This is a genomic window from Prevotella sp. E13-17, assembly GCF_022024035.1.
Taxonomy (GTDB): domain Bacteria; phylum Bacteroidota; class Bacteroidia; order Bacteroidales; family Bacteroidaceae; genus Prevotella.
The window spans coordinates 1,949,138-1,966,183 of the sequence record NZ_CP091787.1 but is presented as its reverse complement, the minus strand read 5'-3'; the positions used below and the strand labels follow the sequence as shown (position 1 = coordinate 1,966,183).

12 protein-coding genes are annotated in these 17,046 nt (G+C 44.7%); 1 reads left to right on the top strand and 11 read right to left on the bottom strand.

Features of this window, described 5'->3' with window-relative positions:
• Positions 1-22 precede the first annotated feature (22 nt).
• The 9 genes from mnmE to L6472_RS07705 form a co-directional block, all read right to left on the bottom strand.
• On the bottom strand, positions 23-1,303 hold the full coding sequence (mnmE, locus tag L6472_RS07745; RefSeq protein WP_237803881.1) for a tRNA uridine-5-carboxymethylaminomethyl(34) synthesis GTPase MnmE: 1,281 nt from the start codon (positions 1,301-1,303) through the stop codon (positions 23-25).
• Positions 1,300-2,331 (bottom strand): low specificity L-threonine aldolase, encoded by a 1,032-nt coding sequence (locus L6472_RS07740; RefSeq protein ID WP_237803880.1) that lies wholly within the window; start codon positions 2,329-2,331, stop codon positions 1,300-1,302. Before L6472_RS07740 ends, mnmE begins: the two co-directional genes overlap by 4 nt.
• A 26-nt stretch (positions 2,332-2,357) precedes the next feature.
• Positions 2,358-3,233 (bottom strand): nucleoside phosphorylase, encoded by an 876-nt coding sequence (locus L6472_RS07735; protein WP_237803879.1) that lies wholly within the window; start codon positions 3,231-3,233, stop codon positions 2,358-2,360.
• A gap of 18 nt (positions 3,234-3,251) precedes the next feature.
• On the bottom strand, positions 3,252-4,310 hold the full coding sequence (locus L6472_RS07730; RefSeq protein WP_237803878.1) for a hypothetical protein: 1,059 nt from the start codon (positions 4,308-4,310) through the stop codon (positions 3,252-3,254).
• Between the two features lie 79 nt (positions 4,311-4,389).
• Positions 4,390-5,160 carry a tRNA 2-thiocytidine biosynthesis TtcA family protein gene (locus L6472_RS07725; protein ID WP_237803877.1) on the bottom strand — a complete coding sequence of 257 codons (771 nt, stop codon included), beginning with the start codon at positions 5,158-5,160 and terminating at the stop codon, positions 4,390-4,392.
• Positions 5,161-5,167: 7 nt separating this feature from the next.
• The gene (locus tag L6472_RS07720; RefSeq protein ID WP_237803876.1) at positions 5,168-5,536 is read right to left on the bottom strand and encodes a DMT family protein; all 369 of its coding nucleotides are present in this window, start codon (positions 5,534-5,536) and stop codon (positions 5,168-5,170) included.
• A gap of 89 nt (positions 5,537-5,625) precedes the next feature.
• Entirely contained in the window at positions 5,626-7,989 is a 2,364-nt protein-coding gene (locus L6472_RS07715) for a bifunctional dihydroorotate dehydrogenase B NAD binding subunit/NADPH-dependent glutamate synthase (protein ID WP_237803875.1), read from the bottom strand.
• A gap of 230 nt (positions 7,990-8,219) precedes the next feature.
• A complete protein-coding gene (gene serS, locus L6472_RS07710; RefSeq protein WP_237803874.1) occupies positions 8,220-9,539 on the bottom strand; it encodes a serine--tRNA ligase in 1,320 nt (439 codons plus the stop codon).
• 8 nt (positions 9,540-9,547) lie between these two features.
• Positions 9,548-10,156 carry a riboflavin synthase gene (locus L6472_RS07705; protein WP_237803873.1) on the bottom strand — a complete coding sequence of 203 codons (609 nt, stop codon included), beginning with the start codon at positions 10,154-10,156 and terminating at the stop codon, positions 9,548-9,550.
• Positions 10,157-10,548: 392 nt separating this feature from the next.
• On the opposite strand from L6472_RS07705, the gene L6472_RS07700 reads away from it, so the two are divergent.
• Positions 10,549-12,879, top strand: coding sequence for a glycoside hydrolase family 2 TIM barrel-domain containing protein (locus tag L6472_RS07700; RefSeq protein WP_237803871.1), 2,331 nt, complete (start codon positions 10,549-10,551; stop codon positions 12,877-12,879).
• A gap of 437 nt (positions 12,880-13,316) precedes the next feature.
• On the opposite strand, the gene L6472_RS07695 is transcribed toward L6472_RS07700, so the two are convergent.
• Entirely contained in the window at positions 13,317-14,198 is an 882-nt protein-coding gene (locus tag L6472_RS07695) for a cation diffusion facilitator family transporter (protein WP_237803870.1), read from the bottom strand.
• A gap of 5 nt (positions 14,199-14,203) precedes the next feature.
• Positions 14,204-17,041, bottom strand: a complete 2,838-nt coding sequence (gene uvrA / locus L6472_RS07690; RefSeq protein WP_237803869.1) for an excinuclease ABC subunit UvrA — start codon at positions 17,039-17,041, stop codon at positions 14,204-14,206.
• Between the last annotated feature and the right edge of the window lie 5 nt (positions 17,042-17,046).

The window sequence follows — 17,046 nt, the reverse complement described above, 5'->3', positions numbered from 1 at the left end:
ATTGAGTACTTAAAGAAACATTCTACTTTCCGACGCAGAAGTGCTTGAATATGTTTCCTAAGACTTCGTTGGGTGTGATCTGGCCGCCGGTGATTTCGGATAGGGTGTCGATGGTCTGGCGAAGGTCTTCGCTCAAGAGGTCGCCGCTTATTTGTATATTGAGGCCTTCGATGACACGCTGGATGTGCTGGTGGGCACGTACTAAGGCATCGTAGTGGCGGGTATTGGTTATAATGATGTCGGAGTCGGAGGTTTTGGGTGCAGAATTGATGAGTTGTTGCTTCAGGTTTTCGAGGCCTATGCCGAATTTGGCTTGGAAGGCATCTGTTTTGTTCTCAATGCGTATGACGGTCTGGTTGTCGTGTGTCTCTATATCTGGATAGGGTACACCGGGCTCTGTCATGAGCAGGATAATACGGGCACTCTGGGCTGCTGCTTTTGAGCGTTGGATGCCGAGACTCTCTATCTGATCATCAGTATGGCGGATGCCTGCAGTATCGATGAAGCGGAAGGTGACACCTCCCAACTGGATGGTGTCTTCGATGGCATCGCGGGTAGTACCTTGTATGTCAGAAACAATGGCGCGCTCTTCGCCTAGAAGAGCATTGAGAAGGGTGCTTTTACCTACGTTTGGCGCACCTATAATAGCTACAGGGATGCCGTTCTTCAGGGCATTGCCTGTCTGGAAGCTGTTGGCCAGATGAGTGATGTGATTGTCAATAGTTTCTGCAAGTTCCAGTAACTCACTGCGGTCGGCAAACTCAAGATCTTCGTGGTCTGAAAAGTCGAGTTCGAGTTCGAGCATTGAGGTGAGTTTCAGAAGTTGTTCGCGCAGTTGAGCCAGCTTGGAAGAGAAATGGCCACGCAACTGACTCATGGCTATCTGGTGAGTGGCCTTGTTGTTGGAAGCTATCAGATCGGCAACAGCCTCGGCTTGCGAGAGATCCATCTTACCATTGAGGTAGGCTCGCTGCGTGAATTCACCTGGGCCTGCCTGTTGGCATCCGTTCTCTATGAGTAGGGTAAGCATACGGTTGAGTATATAGCTTGAACCGTGGCATGATATTTCTGCGCAGTCTTCGCCTGTGTAACTATGAGGTGCACGGAAGATGCTGACGAGGACTTCGTCGATAATCTCTGAACCATCGTTGATGTTGCCGTAGTGTATGGTATTGGGTTGGGCATTGCTGATGTCCTTACTAAACACACGAGAAAGAATCTCAAGCGCTTGAGGGCCTGAGATTCTTATGATTCCTATGGCGCCACCTGTGGCTGTGGCGAGAGCACAGATTGTGTCGTTCATAACTGCTTAAGTGCTTCTGACAATAGATTCATATCCTCGTCGGTGGTGGCCCAACTGGTGACGAATCGACATAGTGAGTGAGTTTCATCTACGGGCTCCCATGTCTCGAAAAGAATTTTTGATTTAAGATATTCCATCTGTTGATGGGAGAGGGTTACAAACTGCTGGTTGGTGGGAGATTCCTTAATGGGAATGTTGGCTTCAGAGAACAGTTGACGAAGTTGCATAGCCTTATTAATGGCATGTTTGGATAAATCGAAATACAGGTTGTCTGTAAAGAGTGCGTCGAACTGTACACCTGCCAATCGGCTTTTGGCCATAAGGGCTCCATGCTGTTTGATAATGTTGAAGAAATGTCGTGGGGCGTTATTCCGTGGGAATACTACGGCTTCACCACACAGTGCCCCCTGTTTTGTGCCACCAATATAGAATACATCACAATGGTGGGCAAGCCATGGCAGGTCAAAATCGCATTTTTCAGACATTAAACCATAACCTAGGCGAGCGCCATCAATGTAGAGTGGAATCTCGTACTCCTGACAAAGATTATAGATAGCCTCTATTTCAGAAGCATTATAAATAGTCCCCAGTTCAGTAGGCATTGTAATATATACAATACCGGGTATGACCATATGCTCGTAGGATGAGTCGGCATAGAACCTATTGTGGAAGGCACGAAGATCTTCGGCAGTCATTTTACCATTGTGAGCGGGTATGGTAATAACTTTATGTCCGAAAGCCTCTACAGCACCTGACTCATGTACATTGATATGGCCGGACTCGACGGCAATAACACCCTCATAGCCTGTGAGAACGCCATCAATGACGGTGGCATTGGTTTGTGTACCACCAACGAGGAAGTAGATGTCTGCATCTGGTGTCTGACAAGCTTTACGGATTTTCTGACGAGCTTGTTCGCTCCATATATCAGAGCCGTAAGAAGAACTATTTGAATTGTTGGTTTCAATAAGTTGCCGAAGCACAAAAGGGTGTGCTCCGTTGTTGTAATCGCTTTCGAATGAAGTCATTATATAGTTATCCGTTTATTATATGATTAAATTCTGTCAAGAACTTTTGTGATAAGCGTATCTATCGTGTTTTTATATTCGGTGTTCATCTGCTTGGCGTATCTGTTGGCAATTACCATGCAACAGGTCATGGCGCGATGGCCCAACAGGGTGGCAAGACCGGCAAGAGCAGAGGATTCCATTTCAAAGTTACAAATGCGCATGTTTTCATATTCGAATGATTCAATCTTTTCGTTCTGCTGTGGGTCTTCGATATCGGCGCGGAGTACACGTCCCTGAGGACCATAAAAACCACCACATGAGATGGTATAGCCCCGCACCATGTCATTCTGAGCTACTTGGTTAATGAGTTCTTTGTCGGCCACAGCTACATAGGGCGCGCCCTTGATTGGGTTCCATTTCATATGCTCGCGAAAAGCCTGTTCCATCTGGATGTCGCAAACAACGTTGCGACCTGCATAATAATTGAGTAGTCCGTCAAATCCAATGCTTTTGACCGATGCAACAAAGGTTCCTGTTGGCGTGTTGGGTTGCAGACCGCCACAAGTGCCGATGCGTACCATTGTGAGTGTGCGGTGCTCTTCGTGCTCTTCGCGTGTGTTATAATTGATGTTAGCAAGGGTGTCGAGTTCGTTGACCACAATATCGATATTGTCACAACCGATGCCGTGACTCTGAACGGTGATGCGTTTGCCCTTATAATTACCGGTGATGGTGTGGAACTCACGACTACTCACCTCGCATTCCTTAGTGTCAAAATGGGCAGCAACGGTATCTACACGTGCTGGGTCGCCTACGAGTATCACTTTATCGGCCAATTGTTCTGGTTTGAGATGCAGATGAAAACATGAACCATCGGTATTGATGATGAGCTCTGAAGGTGCAAATTTTTTCTTTTCCATAGCGATTAGTATTTATGTTTATTGGAGTAAGGTGTCGTTTTGTTCTTCTTTTTCCTTCTTGCGAATCAGCAATTGTAACTGTTCTAACTCTTGTTCGCTGTTTAGAATCTCGGTGCGAAGGGTCTGTCGTTCGTTTTCATTAGCACGAGCATAGTAGTTGCGTGCCATGCGTAATGCCTTGCTGAGTACCTCTGCTTGGTGACGAAGATCGTCTAACTCAGAAGAGAACTCACTGACTATTTTTGTGTGTGTGACATTAACATTCTGTCGTGCTTCGCGATATCGGTTGACGGCTGCTTTTCGTAGGTCGGATTTGTCCCATGTGTTGGCTATACAGCTGATGTCTGCCAGTGCACGGAGTTCGCTTTCTGAATAAGCTTCCGATGGATACACTTGACGTGTGTCGTTAGGTATGAACACGTAGATGCAAACTTTGCCTTGTGGTTGATGACGGTCTGTCACAAAATAGCCTAGATTGTTGAACTCATCGATCGCATAGAAATAATCATTGGCAGTTGATGCGAAGGGCATGCCTAGGTTCTCGGGTTTTAGAAATGTGCCTTCGCTGCCATCGTAGCGAGTCACAAAAATATCATAGCCACCAAGGCTGTTGGCCCCTTTTTGTGAAAAATAGAGAGTGGTGCCATCGGGCATCATAAATGGATTGTTTGCATCTGCTTCTTTATTGATACCCTTTGCGACAACCGGGGGGCTCCATCTATTGCCTATGTAATCACTCACATAAAGATGTGAAAGCGAGTCTTTTGCATCAAAGATGGTCGTCAGTCGGAAATCTTTTAACTCGTTGGTGAATTGTCCGAGATTGTTGTTTTGTACTAGTGTGCCACAATCTTTGGCGATAGGAATAAAACGCATGAAATCGTCCAAGTTAACAACCAAGCTGTCGATGAACATAATCTTTTGGGTGGCTGCCAACATTTGAGCAATGCGTGGATCTTCTTGAACAGTTTCGACTGTTGGCTTTTTATTGTTTCTTTTTGACTTTTTATTCTGTGCAGAAACACTGATAGGTATTAGTAGGACTCCAACTAATAGAAGAGAAATATATCTTTTCATCGCTTTTCATTGTTTGGACAAACAAAGGTACAAATTATTATTATACAATAATATAAAGGGAATGTATTATTAACTGAATTTAAGAATTTTCAATTAGTTTTCCTTCTCTTACGAGTGCGTTCCAGAGACTATGTCGTGTCTCTGGATTCATTTGTTCTACTTTATCGTATAAATGTTTGATAAAAGTGCGATTACTCTCATGTTCATAGGGACATAATTTGATTTGTCTTTGGTATCCACGCAATTCTGCGTATTGCTGTATGTCGGATTCTTTTATGAGACAGAGGGGACGTATGATTTGAAGAGGCATCTTTTTCATTTGTAAGAGAGCTGGCATCGTACCAAATCGCCCTTCATAGAATAGATTCATGAGTGCTGTATGGAGTATGTCATCCTGATGATGCCCCAAGGCAATCTTATTACATCCTAATTCTTGTGCTAAATCAAATATTTTCTTTCGACGATACCATGAGCATAGAAAACAGGGTTGCTTCTGTTTTTTAAGTTTTTTGTTTCCGCTTATTAATGTTGTAGTTGATTTGTCATCTACAATAAAGTGGGTGGTACATATATGAAGATGAACACCTAACTCATTGCAGAACTGCTGCAGATAGTCTGTAGATGTCTCGTACTTGATGTTTTCCATTCTTACATGTACCGCGTCAACCTTGAATCGGGGATGTTGTATTTTTGCACGTTTAGCTAATAGTTCTAATAAACAAAGAGAATCCTTGCCACCAGAGAGGGCAACAAGGATATAATCGTTATCGGCTATAAGATGATAGGTGGCAAACGCTTTAACAAAGCGATTGCGCAGATACTTTTCTAATTTTTCTATTTCTGTACGCATTTATTCTTTATTTCATGAACACCAGATAGACGGCACATATTATTAGAAAAAAAGCCAAAATATGGTTCCAATGAAGATGGTCTCCCTGAAACAAAATGTTAGCTATAACAGCAAAGACCGCCAGTGAGATACACTCTTGTACCACTTTCAACTGTACCAAGGAGAATGGTCCTCCATTGCCGATGAACCCCATGCGGTTGGCTGGCACTTGACAACAGTATTCGAGAAAAGCAATGCCCCAAGAGAATACGATGATACCGATGAGTGGCCAATTGCTGCTAATGCCTGTTTCCTGAAGTTTAAGATGTCCATACCACGCAAGTGTCATGAATACATTGCTAAGTATGAGTAGTATAATTGTATATAATCCGTTCATAATTTATGGTTATAATTCCACAAAAAAAGTGAATATTTACTTGCCAAAACAATGATACATTGGTAGTAAAATATTCACTTTCTTATCTTTTATTCTTTATTCTTTGCTTGCAAATAAGCATCCATGTTTTGAGCAGCGCGACGTCCATCGCCCATGGCAAGGATAACAGTTGCACCACCACGCACGATATCACCACCAGCGAAAATTTCATTACGAGAAGATTGCATCTTCTCAGAAACTACGATAGTGTTCTTTCGACCTAACTCAAGACCTTCGATAGATTTTGGTACGAGCGGATTGGGAGATACACCAACGGCGACAATAACTTGATCAACATCGAGAGTTACCGTCTTACCTTCTATGGGAACTGGACTGCGGCGACCTGATGCATCGGGTTCACCCAACTCCATCACTTGTAGAACGGCCTGCTTAACGGCGCCCTGGTCGTCGGCAATATACTCAATGGGGTTATGCAGGGTGAGAAACTTGATGCCCTCTTCCTTGGCATGTTTTACTTCTTCAAGACGAGCAGGCATCTCAACCTCAGAACGACGATAAACCAATGTGACTTCAGCACCTAAGCGCTTGGCTGTACGGCAAGAATCCATGGCGGTGTTACCACCACCTACCACAAGTACGCTTTTGGCAGGATTCAATGGAGTGTCAGTCTTGGGGTTGGCGGCATCCATCAAGTTCACACGAGTGAGATACTCGTTGCTTGACATAATGTTGATAGAGTTTTCGCCTGGAATATTCATGAAGTTGGGAAGACCAGCACCAGAGCCAACAAAGATTCCTTTAAATCCCTGGTCTTCAAGCTGTTCGATGCTAATTGTTTTACCAATAATCACATCGGTTTGGAAATGGACTCCCATCTTTGCAAGATTCTCGATTTCGACGTCTACAATCTTGTTGGGCAAACGGAATTCGGGAATTCCATATTTCAGAACTCCACCAATTTCATGTAGAGCTTCAAATACATAGACATCATATCCCTTCTTCACCATGTCGCCTGCAAAGCTCAGTCCGGCAGGACCAGAACCTACGACTGCAATTTTAATGCCGTTAGCTGGGGCGATCTCAGGCAAGCTAACGTTACCACTCTCACGCTCATAATCAGCAGCAAATCGTTCTAGATAGCCAATAGCAACAGGCTTTGAGTTCATCTTCAAATGGATACACTTGCTCTCACATTGTTTCTCTTGTGGGCAAACACGTCCACAGACTGCAGGAAGTGCTGAGGTGTTCTTAAGTACCTTGGCGGCTGCAAGGAACTGTCCGCGCTCGATGTTCTTGATGAACGATGGGATGTTGATGTTCACCGGACAGCCCTCCACACAACTTGGCTTAGCGCAGTCCAAACAACGCTTAGCCTCAGTCATCGCCATCTCCTTGGTAAGGCCGATGTTCACTTCTTCAGTACGTGTGGTAGCACGATAAACAGGATCGAGTTCGGGCATTGCCACGCGCTCTATCTGTGTGCGCTCCTTGGGTTTCATGCTCTGCTGCAGTTCCTTACGCCAGGCGGCATTGCGGTCGGTGAGTACCTCTATGGTGTCGTTGGTTGGGTCAGCATCCATGATGACATCGGTAGTCTTGGCTTCGAACTTTTCCTCAGCGTTGATGCTGTCAAGATGCTCCTCATAATGTGCTAATTCCTCCTGCTCCTCACGCTTGAAGGTCCCCATGCGCTTAAACATCTCGTCCCAGTCAACGAGTGAGCCATCGAACTCAGGACCATCGATACACACGAACTTCGTCTTGCCACCGATGGTGAGTCGGCAAGCACCACACATACCCGTTCCATCCACCATGATGGTATTGAGCGATACTTCGCAAGGGATGTTGTGCTTTTGTGCTGTCAGGTTTGAGAACTTCATCATGATGGGAGGACCGATAGCAAAAATCTTATCTACATGCTCTTGCTCAATGAATTTTTCTATGCCAACGGTTACCACACCTTTCTCACCGTAGCTACCATCGTCGGTCATGATGATAACCTCGTCAGAACTTTCGCGTACTTTATCTTCAAGGATAATCAGGTCTTTTGATCGGCCAGCCATCACAGAGAGAACACGGTTGCCTGCAGCTTTGAGGGCCTGAATAATAGGAAGCATTGGCGCAACCCCAAGTCCACCACCAGCACAAACCACTGTGCCGTAGTTTTCAATCTTAGTTGGATTACCCAAAGGACCTACTACGTCTGCTACAGAATCACCAACATTCAGTGCAGCCAATTTCTTGGAAGAGAGCCCCACCACTTGCACTACCAGCGTAATGGTGCCCTTGTCAATGTTTGCGCCTGCGATGGTCAGTGGCATGCGCTCACCGTTTCTACCTACGCGTACGATTACGAAGTTGCCTGCTTTGCGGCTCTTCGCAATTAGTGGAGCTTCAATCTCAAAGAGAAAAACTTTCTCTGAGAATTGCTCTTTTCTGACGATTTTGTTCATTGCATTAATTCGTTAGCTTCAAAATGTTTGAATTTTGGTTGCAAAGATAACAATTTGTTTTTAATTGACCACGCTTTTTCACAAAAAAAGATGCAAACACTTTGCTGTGTTTGCATCTTAATTGTTGTTTTAAATATTTTGTAAACTTCTTTAATACGGCACTCGAAGTGTGCGCATTTCATTCTTATAAATAACGCACAATTTATAACAAATATGTGAGATAAATATGATTAATCAATCATGTCACATCCCATATAAGGCACGAGTGCAGCAGGAATCTTGATACCGTTTTCTGTCTGGTTGTTCTCTAACAGAGCGGCTACGATTCTTGGCAGAGCCAAAGCAGAACCGTTCAGTGTGTGACAGAGTTCGGTCTTCTTTGTCTCACTATTGCGATAGCGGCACTTCAAACGGTTGGCCTGATAAGTATCGAAGTTTGAAACGCTTGAAACCTCGAGCCAGCGGCCCTGAGCCTCAGAGTAAACCTCGAAGTCGTAGCAGATAGACGATGTGAACGACTGGTCGCCACCGCAGAGCAACAAGATACGATAGGGCAGTTCCAATTTCTGGAGCAGACCCTCTACATGAGCCAGCATCTCTTTGTGGCTCTCCTTTGAGTGCTCGGGCTTGTCGATGCGTACAATCTCAATCTTAGAGAACTCGTGCAGACGGTTCAAACCGCGAACGTCCTTACCATAAGAACCTGCCTCGCGACGGAAACACTCGGTGTATGCGCAGTTCTTGATAGGCAGATCTTTCTCGTCGAGAATCACGTCGCGGTAGATGTTTGTGACGGGTACCTCGGCAGTGGGGATGAGATAGAAGTCGTCAACTTCACAGTGGTACATCTGGCCTTCTTTGTCGGGCAGCTGTCCTGTGCCGTAGCCAGAAGCTGCATTTACTACTGTAGGAGGCATAATCTCGGTGTAACCACTCTTGCGAGCCTCATCGAGGAAGAAATTGATGAGTGCACGCTGCAGACGAGCACCTTTGCCGATGTAAACGGGGAATCCGGCACCTGTAATTTTTACACCCAAATCGAAGTCGATGAGGTTGTATTTCTTAGCCAGTTCCCAGTGGGGCAGGGGGTTGGCGATGCCCAGCGATGGGTTGACGTCCCAGTTGCCAACAGTGTCGTTGGCAGTGCACTCCTTGAGGTTGCTCTTTACCACGCGGTTGTCCTCGGCAGCAGCACCCTCAGGTACTTCATCGTAAGGTATGTTAGGAATCTGGCAAAGCAGGCGAGTCATCTCTTCCTGAGCCTGATTCATAGTTTCTTCTAATTGCTTGTTGGTTTCTTTCATCTTTGAAACCTGCTCTTTGATGGTATCAGCCTCAGCTTTCTTGCCTTCCTTCATCAAACCACCAATCTGAGCTGCCATCTTCTTAGCTTCTGACAGGTTCTTGTCAAGTTCCTGCTGAGCCTCGCGGCGCTGTTTGTCAACAGCGAGTACTTGGTCAATGGCTTCTTTGGCTCCCTTGAAATGTTTTTTTTCCAAGCCGCGAATCACGCGCTCGGTTTCCTCAGTTATGAGTTTCAGTGTAAGCATAATTATTTTTATTTTTGTTTTAGTTCATTCAGACGGGCAATATACTTGCCTAAAATGTCGAATTCGAGATTGACCACACTTCCCACCTTGATATCTTGGAAGTTGGTATGTTCCAGCGTATAGGGAATGATGGCTACCTGGAATGAGTGAGATGTGGGGTTGCATACCGTCAGGGAAACGCCATTGACTGTAACAGATCCCTTATCCACAGTAAAGTATCCGTGAAGTGCCATTTCTCGATTTTCTGGATAATCGAATGTGAAATAGGTTGAGCCATCGGCATCTTCCATATTTATACACGTTGCAGTTTGGTCAACGTGTCCCTGAACGATGTGGCCATCCAGTCTGCCATTCATGATCATTGAGCGTTCTACGTTTACCTTATCGCCCACCTTCAGGAGTCCCAAGTTGGTGCGGTCGAGGGTTTCTTTCATGGCGGTCACTACATAGTTGCTGCCTTCAATTTTCACCACCGTTAGGCAAACACCATTATGAGCCACGCTTTGATCGATGCTCAACTCGTTGGTAAAAGAACAAGTGAGTGTGAAATTAATATTTTCTCTGTCGTGTTCAATGGCTACGACAGTGGCGAATTCTTCGATAATACCTGAGAACATATTGTATTTTGTCCTTTCTGTAATTATAAAAGGGGGCCGTAAGGGTGATGTGATGAAAACTCCTTTGTTAAAAGATAAGGGCGCTCTCCGTCTTTGTAATCCATCGGCATTTCGAAGAAAGCTTGGTTAATGGCCCGCCATTGACAAGAGAAGACATCCCGAGTTTCAATGTTATTTGATGAGTATCCCGATCGAACCAATACGGCCCCGATGTCTTTTTTCTGGCTGCAAAGTTACGAAATAATTTAGAAATAGTGTATCTTTTCTAAAAAAAATATGTACCTTTGTCTTCGAATTAAAATAACTGACTACTTAAAATAATAATGAGAAATCTTTTTTTCTGTTTTGCTGTTTTCTGTTATGCGCTTACTTTAACAGCGCAACCGCGTGCGATGATTAGTCTTAATTTCGGTTGGCGCTTCATGCCTGGCGATGTCCCCAATGCATCTTCTTTGCAGTTTGATGATAGTGACTGGCGCGTGGTCAACATACCCCATGATTTCCAGATTGAACAACCGTGGGTGGCTCCGTCGGCCGATGAGAAGGCCAACAACGACGATCCTGCGGCTAACATCAAGAGTCGGCTTTCAAGTCGTGGGTTTAAAGAAATGGGGAAGGCTTGGTATCGCTATCATCTGACGCCAGACGACTCGTTGAAGAATCGCAGGTTGCTTCTTGATTTTGGAGGTATCATGTATGTAGGCGATGTGTATTTGAATGGTGAATATATTGGTGGTACCAATTATGGCTATGTAGGTTTCGAACTTGACATCACCGATAAGTTGAAGTTCGGTCAAGACAATGTGTTGGCAGTCAAAGCCGATACGCGCGATCCTTTTAATTCGCGGTGGTACACAGGTGGAGGCTTGTTCCGCGACGTGCGTTTGATTAGTACCGCCAAAGAGGCTTTTTTGCGGCGTAATCCGTTGAGAATTGTAACGCAATACAATCGCTATGTAGCCGTCTATGCAGAAGCTTCGTTTATGGGAAAGGATAAAGTGCTTCCTGTTGACATTGTAATAAAGGATCCTCAAGGTGATTGTGTGTATAGTAATAAAACAGAGATTAGGCGCAATACGCCATCGCGAACCATCGAACAAAAAGTGGCAGAGGTAGAGATTGATAATGCCAAATTGTGGGATTGTGAACATCCAAATCTTTACACCGTAGAGGTTGTTCTGCACAATTCAAATGGTGATATTGTTGATTCCTATAACGAACATTTCGGATTCCGCACCATCGAAATTACGTCTGATCATGGTTTGAAGCTGAATGGTAAGAAGGTTTTGCTTAAGGGTTATGCCAATCACCACACACTTGGTGCACTTGGTGCAGCAGCATATCCACGTGCTATTGAGAAGCGAATCCAGTTGATGAAGCAGTTTGGCATTAATCATATCCGTACATCGCACAATCCCTACAGCCGTGAGTTTATAGAATTATGTGACAAATACGGTATTCTTGTTGTTGATGAACTCTACGACAAGTGGACGCAGCAGCATACCGGTGGACGTGTGGCTTTCGAAGAATTATGGCAAAATGACGTGCCAGAATGGGTGAAACGAGATCGTAATTCGCCCAGTGTGGTGCTGTGGAGCCTTGGCAATGAGCTTCAGCAGGATCCAAATCAGCCCTTTAATGATTTTGGTGTCACCATGTATCAACTGATGAAGACATTGGTGCTGCGCTACGATAGTACTCGTCTTGTGACTGTAGCTATGCATCCCCGCTATCGCAACTGGGCGACAGATTCTCTACCTTGTGACCTGGCCATGAAGACCGACGTTCAGGCATATAATTATAGGTATATGTATTTCCCAGGCGACGGACGTCGCTTTCCTTGGATGAAGTTTTATCAAAGTGAGGCATCTGTCTCTGCTATGGGACAGAACTACTTCGAGATGGATCTTGAAAAAGTTATAGGTTTGGCCTATTGGGGCGCCATTGACTATTTAGGCGAGAGTCAGGGGTGGCCTGCCAAAGGATGGAGCCAGGGCGTTTTCGATTTGGAGCTGAATCCCAAACCCAAGGCTTACTACATGAAGAGTTTCTTCTGTCCTGACGAGCCTGTGGTTCATATCGGAGTGATAGAGAAAAAAGGTGATCAGATGTGGAATGGTGTGCAGACGGGTAATGATGGTATGAGCGACCACTGGAACCGTATTGCAGGACAACATCTTTCGCTGTTAACTTATACCAATGCCGATGAGGTAGAACTGCTTTTGAACGGTAAGAGTCTTGGCGTGAAGAAAAATGATGTAAAGAATGCCAAGATGCGTAACCAAATTCGTTGGAACGATATTGTTTATCAGCCTGGTAAGTTGGAAGCCATTGCCCGTACTAAAGGAAAAATTGTTGCTCGACACCAGATAGAAACGACAAAAGCTCCTGTTAGACTAAAGGCTGAATCGGATAATAACAACTGGAAGGCCGATGGCATAGATCTGCAACATATTCGTATTACTGCTCTTGACGCAAAAGGTCGCCTCGTGCAGACAACAAATGAAGATGTGACTTTTACAGTAGATGGAAATGCGCAGATAGTAGGTGTTGTTAATGGTGACATCAACTCAGATGAACTACATGTTGACAATCATCGTCGTCTGTTCAATGGCTCTTGTACCGTTATACTTCGTTCAACTCTCGAGGCTGGTGTTATTACACTTAAAGCGCAGGCTGCAGGTATGAAACCTGTTGTGCTTAAGCTTTCAACAAAAGAGTGATTGGTCGTTGATTATTGACCATTGGACATTGACTATTGACCATCGGCCATCGGCCATTATCGCGTCCCTTCGGTTGCAAGCGAGCATAGGTGATTGGAATATTCTTGTCATTGCCAAGCGATGAAGTCGATGGGAACATTTAATAGCATTGGTTTTGCATTGCAAAAGCATTGTGATTGATGTTCAATAGTTATTGTTTAATCGCGTAAAACTGGCACTATTGGTTAGCTTCCAGACTCTAGAATTGCGTATTCCAGAGTCTGGAAGTTCTCGTTCTAGAGTCTGGATCTATTCGTTCTAGAGTCTAGAAATATGTTATCTAAAGTCTAGAGCTAAAGCAAGAGTTCTAGTCTTGGTTTCAGAAGGCTCTTCTTTAAGCCTGCAAGACGGCTAGAATTGGGCGACTGTTCAGCTTAAATTGAAGGGGAATACAATCGTTATTTGGGTTCAACGTGCACCGCTATGTGAGTTTCTTGTCCATAGCGATTGCGTAGTAACTCTTCTACTTCCGAAGCTTTATTGTGAGCTTTGCGCAGAGGCATATCTCCATCCATAAGAATATGAAACTCAATGGCATAGTGATTTCCTATGCGTCGCGTTCGCAAATCATGAGGAGAAGATACACCAGGAATAGATTCTGCCAGTTGTATAATTTCGTTTTCTACGGAATCTGGAAGAGAATGCTCCATCAGGTCACCGATGCTATCACGTAACAACTCAATAGATATTTTCAAGATAAACGCGCCAACGATGACAGAAGCCAGAGGATCTAATACCGTCCATTCTTGTCCTAAGTATATAGCTCCCCCGATACCGATGGCTGTTCCAATCGATGATAGAGCATCGCTGCGATGATGCCACGCGTTGGCTTCTACTGCTTGTGATTGCAGTTTTCTTGCTTTTATCATGGAATATTGGTAAACGGCTTCCTTCAAAATGATAGAAATAAGTGCTGCCCAAAGCGCTAGCAGTCCAGGAGCTTTCAGGCACGCCCCATTGGCCCACGCTATAATCTTGGTAACACCACTATACATGATGCCAGCTGCCACCATTAGCAAAGCAATTCCTATTATCGTCATCGCCAATGTCTCGTATTTACCGTGCCCATAATCATGCGACTTGTCTTGAGGTAGGCAGCTGATTCTGACGAAAATAAGAACGATGATATCGGTAAGAAAGTCGGATAGAGAATGTACAGCATCGGCTATCATAGCTGCACTATGTCCCAAGATGCCTGCTATAAACTTGAATAGCAGTAGCAGAACATTGACAGCGCTTCCGATGAGTGTGACTCTATAGATTTCCTTACTTCTTTCCATATGTCCTATTGCAACTCTTGTTTCAGGAAAATAGGCGTAAAGCCTTTCTTGCTTTTGGCAACATCCTCGGGCGTACCCTCGCAAAGTAAAGTGCCGCCTTTACGTCCACCTTCTGGTCCCATATCAATAATGTAGTCGGCCTGTTTGATAACATCCAGGTTGTGCTCGATGATAACAACCGTATTACCACGATCCACCAATTTATGGATGACCTGCATCAGAATGCGTATGTCTTCAAAATGAAGACCGGTGGTCGGTTCATCCAGTATGTAGAGTGTCTTTCCGGTGTCTTTCTTCGACAACTCGGTGGCCAATTTTACGCGTTGACTTTCACCGCCAGAGAGGGTAGTGGATGGCTGTCCCAGTTTAATGTAGCCCAATCCCACGTCTTGAATAGTTTTAATCTTACGTAGAATATCTGGCACATTCTCGAAAAACTCCACCGCTTGGTTGATGGTCATGTCAAGTATGTCGGCAATAGATTTACCTTTATAACGTACCTCCAATGTTTCTCGATTATATCTTTTCCCGTGACACACCTCGCATGGAACCTGAATATCTGGCAGGAAGTTCATCTCAATGGTCTTGTAACCGTTGCCACCGCAGGTCTCGCAACGTCCGCCTTTAACATTGAACGAAAAGCGTCCTGGCTTATAACCGCGAATTTTCGCCTCGGGCAGGTTTACAAACAACGAGCGAATGTCGGAGAACACTCCAGTATATGTGGCAGGATTTGAACGCGGTGTGCGTCCCAAAGGCGATTGATCCACATTGACCACCTTATCTATATATTCGATGCCCTCAATAGAATCATAAGGCATAGGTTTCTTTAACGAGTGGTAGAAATGCTGCGAGAGTATGGGCTGAAGGGTCTCGTTGATAAGTGTAGATTTGCCAGAACCGCTGACTCCTGTCACCACAATTAGTTTTCCCAACGGGAACGTAACATCAACATGCTTCAAGTTGTTGCCTGTACAACCACGAATAACGAGGTTTTTACCCAACCCTTTCCTTCTTTCTGTTATTTCACTACATTGAAGTTTTCCGCTAAGATACTGTGCGGTGATGGTGTTTGTCTTCATCATCTCGTCAGGAGTACCTTGGAAAACCACCTCACCACCTTTTCGTCCTGCACGTGGACCGATGTCAATCACATAGTCTGCTGCCATCATCATGTCTTTATCATGTTCTACGACGATAACCGTATTGCCCAAATCGCGCAGTTCTTTCAAAGAGTTGATGAGTCGTTCGTTATCACGTTGGTGCAAACCAATTGAGGGTTCATCAAGAATATACAGTACGTTTACTAACTGAGAACCTATCTGTGTCGCCAGACGAATGCGCTGGCTTTCTCCACCAGACAATGATGCTGACTGACGATTCAAAGCCAAATAGTCGAGACCCACTTCCAACAAGAAGTCTAAACGCGTACGTATTTCCTTTAGAATCTCAGCTGCAATTTGCTTCTGTTGACTGTCTAAATGCGTTTCAACATCGTCAATCCATTGACGTAGTTCGCTGATGTCCATCGACGAAAGCTCGCTGATGTTCTTGTCCCAAATCTTATAGGAAAGAGCCTCGCGGTTCAATCGTTGACCATGACATTCGGGGCATTCGCATTCTGCCATGAACTGGTCGGCCCATTTCTGTGCGCTTGCAGACTCGTCGCTATCCATTATGTCGCGGAGATATTTAATAATACCATCGAAACGAACGAAATAATCACTTGAAGTACGGACCACATCCTTGTCAATGCGAACATCGTCAAGCGAACCATATAGTAACTCGTTCATTGCTTCTTCGGGTATATCCTTGATTGACATCTTGATGTCGCAGTCATATTTCTTTAGTATTGCGTCTATTTGCCAGAATATCAATTGGTTCTTGTATTTTCCTAAAGGAACGATCCCCCCATTGTATATGCTCACCATTTGGTCGGGGATGACTTTTGCTAAGTCTATCTCATTGATTTTTCCAAGTCCCTTGCATTGAGGACATGCCCCTTGCGGCGAGTTGAATGAGAAATTGTTGGGAGCAGGATCGCTATAAGATATACCCGTTGTGGGACACATGAGTCTTTTTGAGAAGTATTTCACGTTTCCAGAATCTTTATCGAGTATCATGATCAGACCTTCACCTTGTTTCATGGCTAAGGCTACCGACTTTCTTAATCGTTCATCCGAACCTCCTTCTGTAGGTGTCTGTGGAAGAGCCATCTTGTCAATGACGACTTCAATGTCGTGGTTCTTGTAGCGATCTACCTTCATGCCAAGTTTTATCTCAACAATCTCGCCATCAACACGCATGGTTAGGTATCCCTTGCGACGCATGGTTTCAAAGAGCTCACGATAATGTCCTTTTCTTGAGCGAACAAGTGGAGCGAGAATAAAGATACGTTTTCCGGCATAATCATTCAGAATCATCTCCAGAACTTTCTCTTCTGTATATTTCACCATAGGCTCGCCCGTCTTGTAACTATAAGCCTTGCCAGCACGGGCAAATAGCAGGCGCATATAGTCGTAAATCTCTGTTGTCGTGCCTACCGTAGAACGTGGGTTCTTGTTGGTTGTCTTTTGTTCTATGCTAATGACGGGCGACAATCCTGTAATTTTGTCAACATCGGGACGTTCCATACCTCCCAAGAAGTTACGTGCATAGGCAGAAAACGTCTCGATGTAGCGTCGTTGACCCTCTGCGAATATCGTATCAAAAGCAAGTGAAGATTTTCCTGATCCCGATAGTCCCGTAATAACGGTCAACGAGTTGCGTGGTATTTCTACATCAATATTCTTCAGGTTGTGTACGCGTGCCCCGAATACTTGAATCTTATTATGATCTTCCATGTCGT